We start from the raw sequence: 17264 nt of genomic DNA on the forward strand, positions 1-17264 counted from the left end.
GCAGCACGCGAGTGGCCCACCGACCGTTCCCGGAACCGCCGGGAGGTGGTGGGCTGCCCGCGACACCGTTCGACGGTGCGCGACGCTCCTGGAACCTCGCGTCCTTGCGGCCGTGGGGCTCCGACTGGGTGTTCCGCTCTGACTGCGCGGAACTCAGCACTTCGGGGAATTCTACAGGGCGCTCAGGACCGCCTGCGACCGAGGTGCTTGCGGGTCCATTCCACCGCGTCCGCGTACCGCGCCTCCGTGCCGTGCCGGCTCGGGGTGTAGTACTCGCGGTCCTTCAGGGCGTCCGGGGCGTACTGCTGCTCGGCGATGCCCTCCGGCAGGTCGTGCGGATACACGTACCCCTGGGCGTGACCGAGCTTGGCGGCGCCCTTGTAGTGCCCGTCGCGCAGGTGCGGCGGCACGGGGCCGGCCAGGCCCTTGCGCACGTCCTCCATGGCGGCGCCGATCGCGGTGGTCGCCGAGTTGGACTTCGGGGCGAGCGCGAGGGCGATGGTGGCGTGGCTGAGGGTGAGAGCGGCCTCGGGGAAGCCGATCATCGCGACGGCCTGGGCCGCGGCGACCGCGATGGGCAGGGCGTTCGGATCGGCCAGGCCGATGTCCTCGCTGGCGGAGATCATCAGGCGGCGGGCGATGAAGCGGGGGTCCTCGCCTGCCTCGATCATGCGGGCCAGGTAGTGCAGGGCCGCGTCGACGTCGGAGCCCCTGATGGACTTGATCAGGGCACTGGCGACGTCGTAGTGCTGGTCGCCGTCGCGGTCGTACTTCACCGCCGCCCGGTCGACGGTCTGCTCCAGGGTCTCCAGGCCGATCTCGCTCTCGCCCTTGTCCAGGGCGGCTCCGGCGGCGGCCTCCAGGGCGGTCAGGGCCCGGCGGGCGTCGCCACCGGCGATGCGCAGCAGGTGCTCCTGCGTGTCCTCGGGGAGGCCGACGGCGTCCTTCAGACCGCGCTCGGCGGTCAGGGCGCGCTTGAGCAGGCCCCGGATGTCGTCGTCGGTGAGCGGTTCGAGGGTGAGCAGCAGGGAGCGGGAGAGCAGGGGGGAGATCACCGAGAAGTACGGGTTCTCCGTGGTGGCCGCGATCAGGGTCACCCAGCGGTTCTCGACCGCCGGGAGCAGGGAGTCCTGCTGGGCCTTGCTGAAGCGGTGGATCTCGTCCAGGAAGAGGACGGTCTCCTTGCCGAAGCCGCCCGTGGCGCGGCGGGCGCCGTCGATGACCGCACGGACCTCCTTGACGCCCGCGGTGATCGCGGACAGCTCCACGAACCGCTTGTTCGTCGCCTTGGAGACGACGTAGGCGAGGGTGGTCTTTCCGGTGCCGGGCGGTCCCCAGAGGATCACCGAGGAGGGGCCGGCGGGGCCGCCGGAGCCCTCGCCGACCAAGCGGCGCAGCGGGGAGCCGGGCTTCAGCAGGTGCTGCTGGCCCACCACCTCGTCCAGCGTGCGCGGGCGCATCCGCACCGCCAGGGGACTGGCTGCCGGGTCCTTCTCCTGGCGATCTTCTGCTGCGGCGGTGAAGAGGTCGGGTTCCACGCTGAAACCCTAAGACACACCACTGACAACGCCGTGCGGTCCCGGGGTCAGGCCCAGAGCTGACTGCCCCACCGGGTCAGGATCAGCATGGCGATGATGCCGCAGTGCGTGACCGGCACCACCCAGGTGAACTCGCCGAAGAAGGACCTCAGCCAGCGCGGGGCCGGCAGGAAGTCGTTGCGGACGTTGAACGAGGTCACGTACCAGAACATGGTGATCGTGGCGACCCAGGCCAGCGAGCACCACAGGCACAGCGCGTTGATCCGGTACAGGGACTCGAACTGCAGCCAGGTCACGAAGCAGACGCCGAAGAGCGTGCCGAAGTTGAAGGTCAGCCAGTACCAGCGCGGGAAGCGGGCGCGGGCCAGCAGGCTCATGCCGACGCAGACGACGATGCCGTAGCAGACCAGGCCGAGCCAGGGGTTCGGGAAACCGAAGGCCGCCGCCTGCTTGCTCTCCATGACGCTGCCGCAGGACACGATCGGGTTGACGCTGCACCCCGGCGTGAACGTCTTCCCGGCGAGCTTCGCCTCCAGGATCTTGTTCTTGTCGAGCGTGATGACCCAGGCGGCCAGCAGCCCGGCCGCACCGGTGATCACCAGCAGCAGGGCGAAGGCACGGCTGCCGCCCACCACCGCGGGGGCGTCGCCGGCACGCTCGGGACCCGACTCCGTGGAGACGTCGTTGACTGTCGTCTTGCTCATCACGCCGATTCCGTCACTTGAGAGTTGGACCATCTTCGGGCACGGCTCATTGTGCCGCACTCACATGTGTGTCCACCGTTCGAAGGACATAAGGAGGTACGCACGGTGGTCACGAATCGTTCGGTTCCGGCCGATGCTCGAGGGCATGACAGCACACGTGAACGAACTCGCGGTGGACGTCCGGGGGCTGCGCAGGCGGTACGGGGGCGTGACCGCGTGGACGGGCTCGACCTCGGCATCCGGCGCGGTGAGGTGTTCGGCCTGGTAGGGCCCAACGGCGCCGGCAAGAGCACCACCGTGGAGATCCTGCAGGGCAACCGGGAAAGGGACGGGGGCGAGGTGACCGTCCTGGGCGCGGATCCCGCGGCGGGCACGCGCGCGTGGAGATCGCGTGTGGGAATCGTCTGGCAGGACGAATCGGCGCCCGCGGAGTTGACGGTGGCTCGAGACGGTGCGGCACTTCGCCCGCTACTACCCGCGCCCGCGCGACCCGGAGGCCGACGACCGTCCCGTCGTACGCGAAGGCCTGCGCGCGATGCTGAGCGCCGAACCGGACCTGGAGGTGGTCGGCGACGTGGGCAGCGGACCACAGGCGCAGGCACCGGCGGCCGACGTGCGCCCGGACATCGTGCTGATGGATCTGCGGATGCCGGGGGCGGGGGTGTGCACTCCATCGAGCGGATGACCGCGGCCGGGTTGCGGTGCCGGGTGATCGTCCTGGCGACGTACGAGACCGACCGGGACATCCTGCGGGCCGTGGAGGCGGGGGCGGCGGGCTGCCTGCTGAGGGACCTGCCCCGCCGCGAACCGGCCGACGCCGTACGGGCCGCCGCACGCGGCGAAACAGTGCTCGCCCCGTCCGTGGCGGCCCGTCTGGTGGACCAGCTCCGGCCCAGGCCGGAACGCCCCCGGCTGTCGCAGCGGGAGACGGCGGTCCTGCGCCTGGTGGCCGAGGGCTGCACCAACGCGGAGATCGGACGCCGGTCGTTCATCGGGGAGTCGACGGTGAAGACGCATCTGCTGCGCGTCTTCGCGAAGCTGGGCGTCGACGACCGCACGGCGGCGGTGACGAGCGCGATGCGCCAGGGGCTGCTGGAACAGTGACACGAACGGACGCCGAGACCGCACGCCGGCGCACCGCGGCAGCAGCCGGAACAGTCGAAAGGGCGTCGGGGACGGACCCCGGCGCCCTTCTCGTCGGTCACGCCTAGCCGAGCCGGGACTCCAGTTCGGCGACGATCTCGTTGACGCCGATCGCCGTCTGCTCGCCGGACTCCATGTCCTTGAGCTGGACGACGCCGTCGGCGAGGTCGCGTTCGCCGGCCACGACCGCGTAGCGGGCGCCGCTGCGGTTGGCGTTCTTCATGGCGCCCTTCAGGCCCTTGCCGCCGTAACTGAAGTCCGCCGCGATGCCGACCTTGCGCAGCTCGGTGACCTTCCCGAACAGCACCCGGCGGGCCTCCTCGCCGAGCGGGACGGCGTAGACCGACGTCTGGGACGGCAGGTCCAGCTCGACGCCCTCCGCTTCCAGGGCTAGGACCGTGCGGTCGACGCCGAGCGCCCAGCCGACCGACGGCAGGGCCGGGCCGCCGATCATCTCGGAGAGGCCGTCGTAGCGGCCGCCGCCGCCCACCGCGGACTGCGAGCCCAGGCCGTCGTGCACGAACTCGAAAGTGGTGCGGGTGTAGTAGTCGAGGCCGCGCACCAGCTTCGCGTCGTCCTCGAAGGCCACGCCCGCGGCGGTGATCAGGTCGCGGACCTCCTCGTGGTACGCCTTGCAGGCGTCGCACAGGTAGTCGCCGAGCAGCGGGGCGCCGCTCAGCTGCTTCTGGACCGACTCGCGCTTGTCGTCGAGGACCCGGAGCGGGTTGATGTCGACGCGGCGGCGCGTGTCCTCGTCCAGGTCCAGGCCGTGCAGGAACTCCTGCAGCGCCGCCCGGTACACCGGACGGCACTCCTTGTCGCCGAGGCTGTTCAGCAGGATCCGGAAGTTGCGGAGGCCCAGCGAGCGGTACGCCTGGTCGGCGAGGATGATCAGCTCGGCGTCCAGGGCCGGATCCTCCGCTCCGATCGCCTCGGCGCCGACCTGGGAGAAGTGCCTGTAGCGGCCCTTCTGCGGCTTCTCGTAGCGGTAGTACGAGCCGGAGTACCACAGCTTGACCGGGAGGTTGCCCGCCTTGTGCAGATTGGCCTCCAGGGCCGCACGCAGCACGGAGGCGGTGCCCTCGGGGCGCAGGGCGAGCCTGTCGCCGCCCTTGGTCTCGAAGGCGTACATCTCCTTGGTCACGATGTCGGTGGACTCGCCGACACCGCGCGCGAACAGTTCGACGTTCTCGAAGCCGGGCGTTTCGATGTAGCCGTAGCCGGAGTTGCGCAGCGGGGCGGCGATGGCCTCGCGCACCGCCAGGTACTTGGCGGAGTCCGGCGGGATGAGGTCGTAGGTGCCCTTGGGGGCCTGGAAGGTACTCACGGAAGCTCTCTCGTCACATTCCTCGTCGGGGGGCCTCGGCGGCTCCCTGGCCGGCCGCCACCTGCCGCAGATAGGGGTTGGCGGCGCGCTCCTGGCCGATGGTCGTCTGGGGGCCGTGGCCGGACAGCACCACGGTGGAGTCGTCGAGCGGCAGGCACACGCGGGCCAGCGACTCGAGCATGTCCCCCATGGATCCGCCCGGCAGGTCGGTGCGTCCGATGGAGCCGGCGAACAGCAGATCCCCGGAGAAGAACACCGACGGGACGTCGGCGGTCTCGGGCATCCGGAAGGTCACCGACCCCTTGGTATGGCCCGGCGCGTGCGCGACGGAGAACTCGAGGCCGGCGAGTTGCAGCGTGGTGCCGTTCGTCAGCTCGCGGACGTCGTCCGGCTCCCCCACGGTCAGCTCGCCCATCAGCGGCATGCCGATGGACCGGCCGAGCGCCTTTTCGGGGTCGCTCATCATGTACCGGTCCTCGGGGTGGATCCAGGCCGGTACGTCGTGTGCGCCGCAGACGGGGACGACAGAGGCCACGTGGTCGATGTGGCCGTGGGTGAGGACGACGGCGACGGGCTTGAGCCGATGCTTCTTCAGCGCTTCCTCGACGCCTTCGGCGGCCTGGTGGCCGGGATCGATGATCACGCACTCCTCACCGGCGGCGGGGGCGACGAGATAACAGTTCGTCCCCCAGGCCCCGGCGGGGAACCCGGCAATGAGCACGATCGTCCTTCGTTGTGTCGATACGGGTGGCTACATGCTGTGGTCCAGAGCCTACCGGCGCTGCCGTTTCCTCAGCGAACCCATATACGGTACGGGGCTACACGCAGCGGTCGGCTCACGAGGACGCACGCGTACCGGTCGACACACGACACGCATGAGGAGAGAACCCGGTGGTCAGCCAGGAGCAGCGGCGGCGTCAGCTCGCCCGGGAGAAGTTCTTGCGGCAGCAGCAGCGGCGCACCCAGGCGCGCCGCAAGGCCCGCGCACGCAACTCCGTGATCGCGTCGGTACTCGGCGTGATCGTGATCGGCAGCGTCGTGCTGTACACGACCGATGCGTTCAAGGGCGACGACAAGAAGACCAACACCGCCGCCGACGTCACACCCAGCCCGACCGGCAAGGCGCCGGACCCGTGCGCGAAGCCGGCGCCCGGCTCGGTGAAGAAGCTGAAGTTCGCCAAGGAACCGGCGATGTCGATCGACACGTCGGCGAAGTACACGATGAAGCTCGACACCACGTGCGGTGGGATCGACATCGCCATGAAGGCGTCGGCGGCCCCGCACACCGTGAACTCCTTCAACTTCCTGGCGGGCCAGGGCTACTTCGACCACACCAAGTGCCACCGCCTGGTCACGAGCGGTATCTACGTGCTGCAGTGCGGCGACCCCACGGCCACCGGCACGGGCGACCCGGGGTACAAGTTCAAGGACGAGAACCTCAAGGACAAGAGCCTCAAGGGCAGCGTCTACCCGGCGGGCACGGTGGCCATGGCCAACAACGGCCCGAACACCAACGGCAGCCAGTTCTTCCTCGTCTACCAGGACAGCCCGCTGCCGCCGAACTACACGCCGTTCGGGACGACCGACGCGGCGGGCCTGAAGGTCCTCAGGAAGATCGCGGCGGCCGGCGCCCAGCCCGCCGACCCGGCCACGAACAACACCGCGCCCAACGCGACCGTGGTGATCAACAAGGCGACCGTGACGAAGTCCTGACACCGTGCTGAAGTCCAGGACGGCCAACTGCGGAATTTCGGTCGCGCTGGATGCGGACAGGCAACCCGCTGGTCGCCTATGTTGGCCGTGACGAAACTGTGGACGATGTCCGGGGGTGCTCAAGGCCCTCGCAGGCATCATGTGGAGGAGGCGCTGTGAGCAGCGACCCGTGGGGCCGCGTCGACGAGACGGGGACCGTGTACGTGCGTACGGCCGACGGCGAGCAGGTCGTCGGTTCCTGGGCGGCCGGCTCCCCCGACGAGGCGCTTGCCTACTTCGAGCGCAAGTACGAGGGCCTGGTTGTCGAGATCGGCCTCCTCGAGAAGCGAGTGCAGACCACCGACCTGTCGGCGAAGGACGCCCAGACCGCGATCGACCACCTGCGTGAGCAGGTGGACGCGCATCACGCGGTCGGCGACCTGGACGCACTGCGCAAGCGGCTGGACAAGCTGGTGGAGACCGTCGAGGCGCGGCGGGAGGAGCGCAAGGCGCAGCGGGCCAAGCAGTCCGACGAGGCCCGCAAGGCCAAGGAGGACCTGGTCGTCGAGGCGGAGCAGCTGGCGCAGTCCGACCAGTGGCGGGCCGCCGGTGAGCGGCTGCGGGCGCTGGTGGACACCTGGAAGGGGCTGCCGCGGCTGGACCGCAAGTCGGACGACGAGCTCTGGCACCGCTTCTCGCACGCCCGGTCGGCGTTCTCCAAGCGGCGCAAGGCGCACTTCGCGCAGCTGGACGCGCAGCGCGAGGAGGCGCGTCAGACCAAGGAGCGGCTGGTCGCCGAGGCCGAGGCGCTGTCGGATTCGACGGACTGGGGTCCGACGGCGGCCCGCTACCGTGAGCTGATGGCGCAGTGGAAGGCCGCGGGCCGCGCCCAGCGCGAGCACGAGGACGATCTGTGGAACCGCTTCCGCGGCGCCCAGGACGTGTTCTTCGCCGCCCGCAGCTCGGTGTTCGCCGAGCGGGACGCGGAGCAGACGGAGAACCTGAAGCTCAAGGAGGAGCTGGCCGAGGAGGCCGAGAAGCTCCTGCCGATCGGTGACCTGAAGTCCGCGCGGGCCGCCTTCCGCTCGATCAACGAGCGCTGGGAGGCCATCGGCCACGTCCCGCGGGACGCCCGGCCCAAGGTCGAGGGCCGGATGCACACGGTCGAGCGGGCGCTCCAGGAAGCCGAGGAGGCCGAGTGGCGCCGGACGAACCCGGAGGCACGCGCGCGTGCCGAGGGTCTGACCGGTCAGCTGCAGGCCGCCGTGGACAAGCTGAGGGCGCAGATCGAGCAGGCCCGTGCCCAGGGCAACAACTCCAGGGCCGACAAGCTGGAGCGCGAGCTCGAGGGGCGCCAGGCACTGCTGGACCAGGCCCTGAAGGGCCTCCAGGAGTTCGGCGGCTGACAGCTCACGAAGATGTAGGGGTACTGGCCCCGGTCCTTCTGGACCGGGGCCAGTTCGCATGGTTGCGGCGGCACACCTGCGCGCGCTCGTTCAAGATCGTGAGGCTCGTCACGGGTTTCACCCGTCACCCCTCACGGAATCCGTACATTACGATAAATTTCGGCCGCAAAGCGGGGTGATTTGAGCAGTAATTGAGGTATAGGGAGGTTGCCCGGCAAGCAATGCGCCCTTAGTGTCGGTGCAGCGGCTTTGACCAGGCCGCGCCGAACAGAATCGACCATCGCGTTCGGCTTTATAAAGGAAACGGGGAACATGCATATCCGCAGGGGTATAACTGCCGCCGCACTGGCCGCCGTGACCGCTACCGCCGGAGTCGCCCTCACGGCTCCGAACGCGTACGCCGCGAACACGACGTCCAGCAAGATTTACAAGTTCTATCCCGGGGGTGGCTACAAATCCACCCGCACCGGCGAAATCGACTTTGTCGTCACCTCCGTGCGCGACGGCAGGGGCAACCTTGTCAGCGCCTCGGGAACCCTGTCCGGACACAACAACGTGCAGGGCCAGGCCCTCGGAATCAACATGGCCTTCACCCAGCCCTATGCGAGCGGAAGCGCGGCCGGCTACACCCTGACGGGCAAGGTTGTGCTGCAGGCGTGCATCGCCAAGAAACTCCCCGTCTGCGGCCCGAGTGGTACCATCACTTTCACCGACACGGTAGTCAAGTATGGGCCGCAGACTCCCGCCACGGCCAAGACGAGCAACCCGAAGCTGTGGCCTGTTTTCAGCACTCCGTAACAGAGAACTGACCGGAGGAGAGTCAATATGAAGCCTCTCTGGGCAAACTTCTCAGGCCTCATTCTGGGTATCCTGCTGGCTCTGACCGGCGTGGGATATCTGTCGACGGAGCCGGGGAAATCTGGATGGATCATCGCCCTGGGAATCCTGCTCACCGTGTCCGGTCTTTTCTTGGCTGCCACATACACGGTACGTCTTCGGCGAACGCGCTGAAGCACGCCATGAAAAAGCCGTCGTTCAATTAAGCAGCTGCAAAACGCGAAACGCTCGGCCGGGTTTCCCGGTCGAGCGTTTCGCGTGTGCGGCGCCTTGTGGCCCTTGCGGGGGTTGCCGGGGCGCTAGGACCGGCTGCGCCCCGACGTCACGCGGTAGACGTCGTACACGCCCTCCACGCCCCGTACGGCCTTCAGGACATGGCCCAGGTGCTTCGGGTCGCCCATCTCGAAGGTGAAGCGGGAGGTGGCCACCCGGTCGCGGGACGTCTGGACGGCCGCGGAGAGGATGTTGACGTGCTGGTCGGACAGGACGCGGGTGACGTCCGACAGCAGGCGGGAGCGGTCCAGCGCCTCGACCTGGATGGCGACCAGGAAGACCGAGGACTGGGTGGGCGCCCACTCCACGTCGAGGATCCGCTCGGGCTCGCGGGACAGGGACTCGACGTTGACGCAGTCGCTGCGGTGAACCGATACGCCGCTGCCGCGGGTGACGAACCCGATGATCGGGTCCCCGGGCACCGGTGTGCAGCAGCGCGCCAGTTTGACCCACACGTCCTCGACGCCCTTGACGACGACGCCCGGGTCGGCGCTGGAGCGGCGCTTGCGGCCCCGGCTGCGGGACGGCGGGACCGCCTCGTCGATCTCCTCGGTGGCGGCCTCCTCTCCGCCGAGGGCCTGGACGAGCTTCTGCACGATGTGCTGGGCGGAGACATGCCCCTCGCCGATCGCCGCGTACAGCGCGGAGATGTCCGAGTACCGCATCTCGTGCGCGAGCGTGACCAGGGAGTCGCCGGTGAGGATGCGCTGGATCGGCAGGTTCTGCTTGCGCATCGCCCGTACGATCGCGTCCTTGCCCTGCTCGATCGCCTCGTCCCGGCGCTCCTTGGAGAACCAGGCCCGGATCTTGTTGCGCGCCCGCGGTGACTTGACGAAGCCGAGCCAGTCGCGGGAGGGCCCGGCACCGGGCGCCTTGGAGGTGAAGACCTCCACCAAGTCGCCGTTGTCCAGGGTGGATTCGAGTGGTACGAGCCTGCCGTTGACCCGCGCTCCTATGGTGCGGTGGCCGACCTCGGTGTGGACGGCGTACGCGAAGTCGACGGGCGTGGCGCCCGCGGGCAGCGCGATGACGTCGCCCTTCGGCGTGAAGACGAAGACCTCGTTGCGGGACAGGTCGAAGCGCAGGGACTCCAAGAACTCACCGGGGTCCTCGGTCTCCTTCTGCCAGTCCAGCAGCTGCCTGAGCCACGCCATGTCGTTGATGGCGTCCTTGTCCTTCGCGGACGTCCGGGGGGCGTCCGTGCGGACCTTGGAGGCGCCGGCGACGGCCTCCTGCTTGTACTTCCAGTGCGCGGCGATGCCGTACTCGGCGCGGCGGTGCATGTCGAAGGTGCGGATCTGCAGCTCGACCGGCTTGCCGTTGGGCCCGATGACCGTCGTGTGCAGCGACTGGTACATGTTGAACTTGGGCATCGCGATGTAGTCCTTGAACCGGCCGGGGACCGGGTTCCATCGCGCGTGCACCGTGCCGAGGGCCGCATAACAGTCGCGGACGGTGTCCACGAGGACACGGATGCCCACCAGGTCGTAGATCTCCGCGAAGTCGCGGCCGCGGACGATCATCTTCTGGTAGACGCTGTAGTAGTGCTTCGGGCGGCCGGTGACGGTCGCCTTGATGCGGGCGGCGCGCAGGTCGGCCTGGACCTCGTCGGTCACTATGGCCAGGTACTCGTCACGCTTCGGTGCCCTCTCGGCCACCAGCCGGACGATCTCGTCGTACATCTTGGGGTAGAGGATCGCGAACGCGAGGTCCTCCAGCTCCCACTTGATGGTGTTCATGCCCAGGCGGTGGGCGAGCGGCGCGTAGATCTCCAGGGTTTCGCGCGCCTTCTTCTCCTGCTTCTCCCGCTTGAGGTAGCGCATGGTGCGCATGTTGTGCAGGCGGTCGGCGAGCTTGATGACCAGGACACGCGGGTCCTTGGCCATGGCCACGACCATCTTGCGCACGGTCTCGGCCTGCGCAGCCTCACCGAACTTGACCTTGTCCAGCTTGGTGACGCCGTCCACGAGCAGGGCGACGGTGTCGCCGAAGTCGCGGCGCAGCTGGTCGAGGCCGTACTCGGTGTCCTCGACGGTGTCGTGCAGCAGCCCGGCCATCAGCGTGGCCGGATCCATACCCAGCTCGGCGAGGATCGTGGTCACGGCGAGCGGGTGCGTGATGTACGGGTCGCCGCTCTTGCGCTTCTGACCGCGGTGCCAGCGCTCGGCGACCTGGTAGGCGCGCTCGATCTGGCGGAGCGTGGAGTTCTCGATCTTGGGGTCGTTGCTGCGCACTATGCGCAGCAGCGGCTCCAGGACCGGGTTGTAGGGGTTCGCACGCTGCACGCCGAGGCGGGCGAGCCGGGCTCGGACGCGGTTGGAGGAGCCGGTGCGGGCGGGGGCCTGGGCCGCGGGCTGGCGCACCACGGGCGGCTGTGCCGGGCGCTCGGAACCCCCCGCGCGGGCGGAGTCGCGCGTGGGGGCGGGCTTGGGACGCGCGGCCTCGGCAGCCTTCTCGACCGGCGCGGCCTGGGCGTGCTCGATCGGCCCGCGGCTGTCGTTCTTCGCGTTGGACGCGTGCGGCGCGGGCTTAGCCGCTGCGGCCGAGGCGGACTCGGGCTTGGCGGCGGTCAGGTGCTGGGCCTCGTCTGGCAAGAGGGCTCCTCTGCGCGATCCGGGTCCCCCGGTCAGGCTCCGGAGACCCCATGGTAGCGATCCTGCGGCTGGTCATCGCCCTCAGGCGGAACCGAGGCCGGAACCGAGGACCGTCTCCCTGTGGAACGCGGGTGGCCCGCTCCGGATTCCAGCAGGTGGATTTCGGGTGTTCGGGGGGCGTGCGGAGGGTGTCCCGAGGATCTCCACGGGACGTCCTGGGACCACCGCGTGGGTCTCCTGGCCGCCGGCGGCCGAGGTCGCCGCCGGGCGGGCGGAACCGCAACGGCCGCCCCGGTGTGCCGGGACGGCCGTTCGTCGTGTGCCTGCGCGTCAGACCTGGAGCAGCGCTTCCAGCGGAGCCCCGCCGAGGGCCGGCTCCAGGCGGACCCGGCCGCCCAGGAAGCCCAGCTCCATCAGCACCGCGAGGCCCGCGACGTCGGCGCCGGCGCGCTGGATCAGCTGGATCGCGGCCTCGGCCGTACCCCCCGTGGCCAGGACGTCGTCCACGATCAGGACGCGGTCCCCGGTGGCCAGGTCCTCCGCGTGCACCTCGATCTCGGCCGAGCCGTACTCGAGGTCGTAGGCCTGACGCAGGGTGGCGCCGGGCAGCTTGCCGGCCTTGCGGACCGGGATGAAGCCCAGGCCCGCTCGGACGGCGACCGGGGCGCCGAGAATGAAGCCCCGGGCCTCCAGGCCGACGACCTTGGTCGCGCCGGTGTTCGCGGCGATCTCGGCGAGCGTGTCGGTCAGTGCGGTGAACGCGGCCGGGTCCGCGAGGAGCGGGGTGATGTCCTTGAACATCACGCCCGGCTCGGGATAGTCGGCGACGTCACGGATGCGGCTGAGCAGCAGCTCCTGGATGCCGGTCATCGGCGCTTCCCCGAGGGACGGCCGCGGCCCCGGTTGCGGGGCGCGGCCTGGTTGCGGGGGCCGACGACGGCCGGAGCTGCGTCCTCGGAGTCGCCGGTGCCCGCGGCACGGTCCGCGGCGAGGTCCTCCTCGGCGGCGGCCTGGGCGCGCTTGGCCAGGACCCGCTTGGTGAGGGCCTTCATCGCCGGCTCGCGCTCCTTGAGGTCGGCGACGAGCGGCGTGGCGATGAAGATCGACGAGTAGGCACCGGCCGCGAGGCCGACGAACAGCGACAGCGAGATGTCGTTGAGCGTGCCGGCGCCGAGGAAGCCACCGCCGATGAACAGCAGGCCCGCGACGGGCAGCAGGGCGACGACCGTGGTGTTGATGGAACGGACCAGGGTGCCGTTGATCGACAGGTTGGCGATGTCGCTGTAGGTGAAGCGGGTCTGCTTGGTGATGTCCTTCGTCTGCTCCTTGAGGCTGTCGAAGACGACGACCGTGTCGTAGAGCGAGTAACCGAGGATGGTCAGCAGACCGATGACCGTACCGGGCGTGACCTCGAAGCCGACCAGGGCGTAGATACCGGTCGTGATGGTGATGTCGTGGATCAGCGCGACCAGAGCCGCGACGGCCATGCGCCACTCGAAGGCGATGGCCAGGTAGATCACCACGAGAACCATGAAGATGCCCAGGCCCTCCCAGGCCTTGTTGGCGATCTGCTGGCCCCAGCTCGGGCCGACCAGGTCGGCGGCGAGCTTCTCGGGGTTGAGGTTCAGGTCCTTGGCCAGTTCCTGCTTGATCGTGTCCGACTGGCCGGTGTCGATGCCGGCGATCTGGATGCGCAGGCTGCCGTTGCCGAGCTTCTGCACGATCGCCTCATGGCCGGAGGCGTCCTTGGCGTAGTTCTCCGCCTGGGTCACCGAGGTGCTCATGTGGGTCGGCGTGGTGAAGACCGCGCCGCCCTTGAACTCGATGCCCATGTTCAGCCCGCGCACCGCCAGGCCGACGATGGCCGTGATGGTGATCAGGATGGAGATGCCGTACCAGATTTTGCGCTTGCCGACGAAGTCGTACGAGATCTCGCCGCGGTGCAGTCGAGCGCCGAGGTTGCCGAGTTTCGACATGGCTCAGGCCTCCTTCGGGTCGACGGTGCCGGCGGCGGGACCGGCCGGACGGCGGGTGCGGCGCAGGGGCGGCTTGGCACCCAGGCTCTTGGGATCGAGCCCGGACCACTTGTGGCCACCTGCGAAGAACGGGCGCCGGGCGAGGAGCGTCATCAGCGGCTTGGTGAAGAGGAAGACGACGACCACGTCGAGCACGGTGGTCAGGCCCAGCGTGAACGCGAAGCCCTGGACCTTGCCGACGGTCACGATGAACAGGACGGCGGCGGCGAGGAAGGACACGAAGTCGGAGACGAGGATGGTGCGCCGGGCGCGCGGCCAGGCCCGCTCGACGGCGGGGCGCAGCGAGCGGCCCTCGCGGATCTCGTCCCGGATGCGTTCGAAGTACACGATGAACGAGTCCGCGGTGATACCGATGGCGACGATGGCACCGCAGACGGCCGGCAGGTTCAGCGCGAAGCCGATGGCCGGGCCGAGCAGCGACATGATCACGTAGGTGAGGATCGCGGAGACCAGCAGCGACGCCATGGCGACGACCGACAGGCCGCGGTAGTAGGCCACCAGGTAGATCACGACCAGGGCGAGGCCGATCGCGCCGGCCAGCAGACCGGCGTGCAGCTGCTCACCGCCGAGCGCGGCGGTGACGGTGGTGACGGACTGCTCCTGGAAGGAGAGCGGCAGGGCGCCGTACGACAGCATGTTGGCGAGGCTCTGGGCGTCCTGCTGCGTGAAGCTGCCGGAGATCTCCGCCTGGCCGCCGGTGATGGCCTGCTGCACGAACGGGCTGGAGACGACCTCGCCGTCCAGGACGATGGCGAACTCGTTCTGCGGGGACTGGTTCTTCGCCAGCTCGCCGGTGACGTCCGCGAACTTCTTGGAGCCGCTGGAGCTGAAGTTCATCTGGACCTGCCAGCCGGAGGCGCCCTGGGTGTCGAAGACGGCCTGCGCCTTCTTCACCTCGGTGCCGTCGACCGCGGCCGGGCCGAGCACGTACTTGTACCAGACCTTCCTGATCTGGCCACAGGCCACCGTGGGGTCACCGGGCTTCGCGGCGCCTCCCACCTTGGCCCGCTCGGCGGGCTTGGTGCAGTCCAGGGCGGCGTACTGCGCCTGGAGCTTGGCGGCGGAGGCGGCGCCGGACGAGGCCGGCGGGGTGGCCGGCGGCGTGGCCGACGGCTTGGAGCTGCCGGAGGCGGACGGGCTCGGGGTCGGGGTGGAGCCGGCCTTCAGCGCGTCGGTGACGGCGCGGCCCTGGGAGGTCGCCGTTGCCTTGGGGGACGCGGTGGAGGACGAGAACGCCTTCTGCTTCGACGAGGAGCTCGCCGAGGGGCTCCCGCTCGGCTTCGGCGAGGAGCTGCCGCTGGGGGACGTGCTCGGCGACGGGCTCTGCGTGGCGCTGCCGCTGGGCTCGCTGGCCAGGACCGGGCGGAAGTACAGCTTGGCGGTGGTGCCGACCTGCTGCTGGGCTTCCTTGGAGTTGGTGCCCTTGGGGATGTTGACGATGATGTTGTCGTTCCCCTGGGTCTGCACCTCCGCCTCGGAGACGCCGAGACCGTTGACACGGCGGTTCATGATGTCGACCGCGGTGTCCATGTTGGCCTTGTTGATCGCGGACCCCTGGTCGGCCTTCGCCTTGAGCGTGATGCTCGTGCCACCGGCGAGGTCGATGCCGAGACGCGGAGTCTTGTTCCCGGAGAGGAACATGCCTCCGGTGAGCGCCACGATGGCGATCAGGATGAGGGCCAGCGAGCGCCCTGGCTTGCTCTGGGCACTCGCGCTCCGGCCCCTCTTAGGTGCTGCCACCTTCTCGTACTCCCTCTCGGGCCGCCCGCGCCGGTCGGCGTGGGAGGCCATGACATGTGTCGGGCTGTCCGTGCGGGAAACAGACGCCCGGTGGTACGCGAGGCGCGATTATGCCGCGCAGCGCACCACCGGGGCGTGACTACTTCGCGTCGGAGTCGCCCTCGGTCTTCTTCGGCTCGTCCTCCGCCTTGGCCTCGGTGGCCTCGGCGGCGTCGGTGCCGTCCTCGGCGATGTCCTTCTTACCGAGGTCGACGGCCTTGTCGTCGGAGGCGGCGGCAGCGGGCGAGTCGGACTCGTCGGTTTCGGTGAGGGAGGACACATCGTCCGGGACGATGCCGGCGTCGGACTTCAGGTCGTGCTCGATGCCGTGGACGATGCGGTTGTACTCGTCGTCGGTGAGAACGGCGCCGATCGCGTTCTTGGCGAAGAGGAGCTCGACACCCGGCCCGGCGTCGAGGAGGACCGTGTCCTCGTTGACCTCCTTGACCGTCGCGTACATCCCCCCGATCGTGCGGACACCGGATCCGGGCTGCATCTCGTTCCGCATGTGGGCGGCCTGCTGCTGCTTCTTCTTGGCCGAGCGCGTCATCAGGAACATGGCCGCGATGAGCACGATGAAGGGGAGAAGGGTAAAGGCATTCACGGGACGGGGTTTCCTTCGCGCGACCGCGACGGAGAGCGGCCTTTTGATGGGGGTGTGGGTCGGCGCCGCCCACAAGGGCGGCATCGGCGGAGTCTAAGCGAGTCCGCGTGCATGGAACAACGCTCAGCATGGCACCAGGGTTCCTGCCCCGGCCAATGCCTTCGCCGTCACTCAACCATCATGCCGCCATCAGGCCCCGAACAGGTCCTGCTGTCCGTTTCCCCCGGTAGCCGAGCGGGGCGGGGTCAGGCCGAGGTGAGCCCAGGCGGCCGGGGTGGCGACCCGGCCGCGCGGGGTGCGGGCGAGCAGTCCCTCCCGGACGAGGAAGGGTTCGGCGACCTCCTCGACGGTCTCGCGCTCCTCGCCCACTGCTACGGCGAGCGTGGACAGGCCGACCGGACCGCCGCCGAACAGTTTCAGCAGGGCCTCCAGGACGGCGCGGTCGAGGCGGTCGAGGCCGCGGGCGTCGACCTCGTACACGGCGAGCGCGGCGGCGGCGATCTCGCGGGTGATCACGCCGTCCGCCTTGACCTGCGCATAGTCGCGGACCCGCCGCAGCAGGCGGTTGGCGATGCGGGGCGTGCCGCGGGACCGGCCGGCGATCTCGGCGGCGCCGTCCGGCTCGACCTCGACGGCCAGGAGGTTCGCCGAGCGGTGCACGACCCGTTCCAGTTCGTGCGGCTCGTAGAACTCCATGTGCGCGGTGAAGCCGAAGCGGTCGCGCAGCGGGGGCGGCAGCAGGCCGGCGCGCGTGGTGGCGCCGACCAGGGTGAAGGGGGGCAGTTCGAGCGGAATGGCGGTGGCACCGGGGCCCTTGCCGACGATGACGTCGACGCGGAAGTCCTCCATCGCCATGTACAGCATCTCCTCGGCGGGCCGGGACATGCGGTGGATCTCGTCGAGGAAGAGGACCTCGCCCTCCTGCAGGGAGGAGAGGATCGCGGCGAGATCTCCGGCGTGCTGGATGGCGGGACCGGAGGTGATGCGGATGGGGGCGTCCATCTCAGCCGCGATGATCATCGACAGGGTGGTCTTGCCGAGGCCGGGCGCGCCGGAGAGCAGCACGTGGTCGGCGGTGGCGCCACGCGCGCGTGCTGCCCGCAGGACGAGGTCGAGCTGTTCGCGGACCCGCTCCTGGCCGATGAACTCGCCGAGGACCTTGGGACGCAGGGCGGCCTCGACGGCCTGGTCCTCCCGGTCGGCGGACGCACCGACGAGCCGCTCGACAGCGGGGGTGTCGGTCGTGTCGTCCCAGTTCATATGCGTGTGCCTCGATCGTCGTGGGGTCGGCGGGCGCGATCGGCCCTGGAAGTCGGCGGGCTCGGTCGGCC

At 69.5% G+C, this 17264-nt stretch carries 15 protein-coding genes and 2 pseudogenes; 7 read left to right on the plus strand and 10 right to left on the minus strand.

Going from position 1 to position 17264, the window contains the following annotated elements; genetic code table 11:
• Positions 1 to 182: 182 nt before the first annotated feature.
• Together ABZ919_RS21785 and ABZ919_RS21790 are read right to left on the minus strand one after the other, a co-directional pair.
• Positions 183 to 1538, minus strand: a complete 1356-nt coding sequence (locus tag ABZ919_RS21785; protein WP_361250209.1) for a replication-associated recombination protein A — start codon at positions 1536 to 1538, stop codon at positions 183 to 185.
• 47 nt (positions 1539 to 1585) lie between these two features.
• Positions 1586 to 2242, minus strand: a complete 657-nt coding sequence (locus ABZ919_RS21790) for a vitamin K epoxide reductase family protein (RefSeq protein ID WP_361250212.1) — start codon at positions 2240 to 2242, stop codon at positions 1586 to 1588.
• 145 nt (positions 2243 to 2387) lie between these two features.
• Between ABZ919_RS21790 and ABZ919_RS21795 the strand changes: the two genes are divergently transcribed.
• The 3 genes and pseudogenes from ABZ919_RS21795 (at position 2388) to ABZ919_RS21805 (ending at position 3346) form a co-directional block, all read left to right on the plus strand.
• Complete coding sequence (locus ABZ919_RS21795; RefSeq protein ID WP_361250214.1) at positions 2388 to 2510, plus strand: hypothetical protein; 123 nt, start codon at positions 2388 to 2390, stop codon at positions 2508 to 2510.
• Positions 2495 to 2632, plus strand: a pseudogene (locus ABZ919_RS21800) (ATP-binding cassette domain-containing protein); the annotation flags it as partial. The gene ABZ919_RS21795 and the pseudogene ABZ919_RS21800, both read left to right, overlap by 16 nt.
• A gap of 145 nt (positions 2633 to 2777) precedes the next feature.
• Positions 2778 to 3346 (plus strand): annotated as a pseudogene (locus tag ABZ919_RS21805) (response regulator transcription factor).
• 103 nt (positions 3347 to 3449) lie between these two features.
• Here the strand turns inward: ABZ919_RS21805 and hisS are convergent.
• Positions 3450 to 4712, minus strand: coding sequence for a histidine--tRNA ligase (hisS, locus tag ABZ919_RS21810; RefSeq protein ID WP_361250217.1), 1263 nt, complete (start codon positions 4710 to 4712; stop codon positions 3450 to 3452).
• A 13-nt stretch (positions 4713 to 4725) separates the two neighbouring features.
• Positions 4726 to 5433, minus strand: a complete 708-nt coding sequence (locus ABZ919_RS21815) for an MBL fold metallo-hydrolase (protein WP_361250219.1) — start codon at positions 5431 to 5433, stop codon at positions 4726 to 4728.
• 170 nt (positions 5434 to 5603) lie between these two features.
• On the opposite strand from ABZ919_RS21815, the gene ABZ919_RS21820 reads away from it, so the two are divergent.
• The 4 genes from ABZ919_RS21820 to ABZ919_RS21835 all read left to right on the plus strand — a co-directional run bounded on the left by ABZ919_RS21820 (position 5604) and on the right by ABZ919_RS21835 (position 8821).
• Positions 5604 to 6425, plus strand: coding sequence for a peptidylprolyl isomerase (locus ABZ919_RS21820; protein WP_361250222.1), 822 nt, complete (start codon positions 5604 to 5606; stop codon positions 6423 to 6425).
• 155 nt (positions 6426 to 6580) lie between these two features.
• On the plus strand, positions 6581 to 7810 hold the full coding sequence (locus ABZ919_RS21825; protein ID WP_361250225.1) for a DUF349 domain-containing protein: 1230 nt from the start codon (positions 6581 to 6583) through the stop codon (positions 7808 to 7810).
• 312 nt (positions 7811 to 8122) lie between these two features.
• The gene (locus ABZ919_RS21830) at positions 8123 to 8608 is read left to right on the plus strand and encodes a hypothetical protein (RefSeq protein ID WP_361250227.1); all 486 of its coding nucleotides are present in this window, start codon (positions 8123 to 8125) and stop codon (positions 8606 to 8608) included.
• A gap of 27 nt (positions 8609 to 8635) precedes the next feature.
• Positions 8636 to 8821, plus strand: coding sequence for a hypothetical protein (locus ABZ919_RS21835; RefSeq protein ID WP_361250229.1), 186 nt, complete (start codon positions 8636 to 8638; stop codon positions 8819 to 8821).
• 125 nt (positions 8822 to 8946) lie between these two features.
• Here the strand turns inward: ABZ919_RS21835 and ABZ919_RS21840 are convergent, their stop codons facing one another.
• From ABZ919_RS21840 to ruvB, 6 genes are all read right to left on the minus strand, one after another.
• The gene (locus tag ABZ919_RS21840; protein WP_361250232.1) at positions 8947 to 11514 is read right to left on the minus strand and encodes a bifunctional (p)ppGpp synthetase/guanosine-3',5'-bis(diphosphate) 3'-pyrophosphohydrolase; all 2568 of its coding nucleotides are present in this window, start codon (positions 11512 to 11514) and stop codon (positions 8947 to 8949) included.
• 330 nt (positions 11515 to 11844) lie between these two features.
• Entirely contained in the window at positions 11845 to 12384 is a 540-nt protein-coding gene (locus tag ABZ919_RS21845) for an adenine phosphoribosyltransferase (protein WP_361250235.1), read from the minus strand.
• Positions 12381 to 13490: a protein translocase subunit SecF gene (secF, locus tag ABZ919_RS21850; RefSeq protein WP_361250237.1), complete on the minus strand. Its 1110-nt coding sequence runs from the start codon at positions 13488 to 13490 to the stop codon at positions 12381 to 12383. Before secF ends, ABZ919_RS21845 begins: the two co-directional genes overlap by 4 nt.
• A gap of 3 nt (positions 13491 to 13493) precedes the next feature.
• Positions 13494 to 15290, minus strand: a complete 1797-nt coding sequence (gene secD / locus ABZ919_RS21855; protein ID WP_361250240.1) for a protein translocase subunit SecD — start codon at positions 15288 to 15290, stop codon at positions 13494 to 13496.
• 139 nt (positions 15291 to 15429) lie between these two features.
• Entirely contained in the window at positions 15430 to 15933 is a 504-nt protein-coding gene (gene yajC / locus ABZ919_RS21860) for a preprotein translocase subunit YajC (RefSeq protein WP_361250244.1), read from the minus strand.
• 189 nt (positions 15934 to 16122) lie between these two features.
• A complete protein-coding gene (gene ruvB, locus ABZ919_RS21865; RefSeq protein ID WP_361250247.1) occupies positions 16123 to 17193 on the minus strand; it encodes a Holliday junction branch migration DNA helicase RuvB in 1071 nt (356 codons plus the stop codon).
• Positions 17194 to 17264: the final 71 nt, after the last annotated feature.

It is taken from the genome of Streptomyces sp. NPDC046759 (assembly GCF_040645475.1).
In the GTDB taxonomy this organism is placed as follows: domain Bacteria; phylum Actinomycetota; class Actinomycetes; order Streptomycetales; family Streptomycetaceae; genus Streptomyces.

Excerpts from the sequence above, each read along its gene's own strand:
- ABZ919_RS21835 (WP_361250229.1), top strand. The coding sequence starts at position 8,636 with ATGAAGCCTCTCTGGGCAAACTTCTCAGGCCTCATTCTGGGTATCCTG.
- secF (WP_361250237.1), bottom strand. The coding sequence starts at position 13,490 with ATGTCGAAACTCGGCAACCTCGGCGCTCGACTGCACCGCGGCGAGATC.
- ABZ919_RS21845 (WP_361250235.1), bottom strand. The coding sequence starts at position 12,384 with ATGACCGGCATCCAGGAGCTGCTGCTCAGCCGCATCCGTGACGTCGCC.
- ruvB (WP_361250247.1), bottom strand. The coding sequence starts at position 17,193 with ATGAACTGGGACGACACGACCGACACCCCCGCTGTCGAGCGGCTCGTC.
- ABZ919_RS21795 (WP_361250214.1), top strand. The coding sequence starts at position 2,388 with ATGACAGCACACGTGAACGAACTCGCGGTGGACGTCCGGGGGCTGCGC.
- ABZ919_RS21790 (WP_361250212.1), bottom strand. The coding sequence starts at position 2,242 with ATGAGCAAGACGACAGTCAACGACGTCTCCACGGAGTCGGGTCCCGAG.
- ABZ919_RS21830 (WP_361250227.1), top strand. The coding sequence starts at position 8,123 with ATGCATATCCGCAGGGGTATAACTGCCGCCGCACTGGCCGCCGTGACC.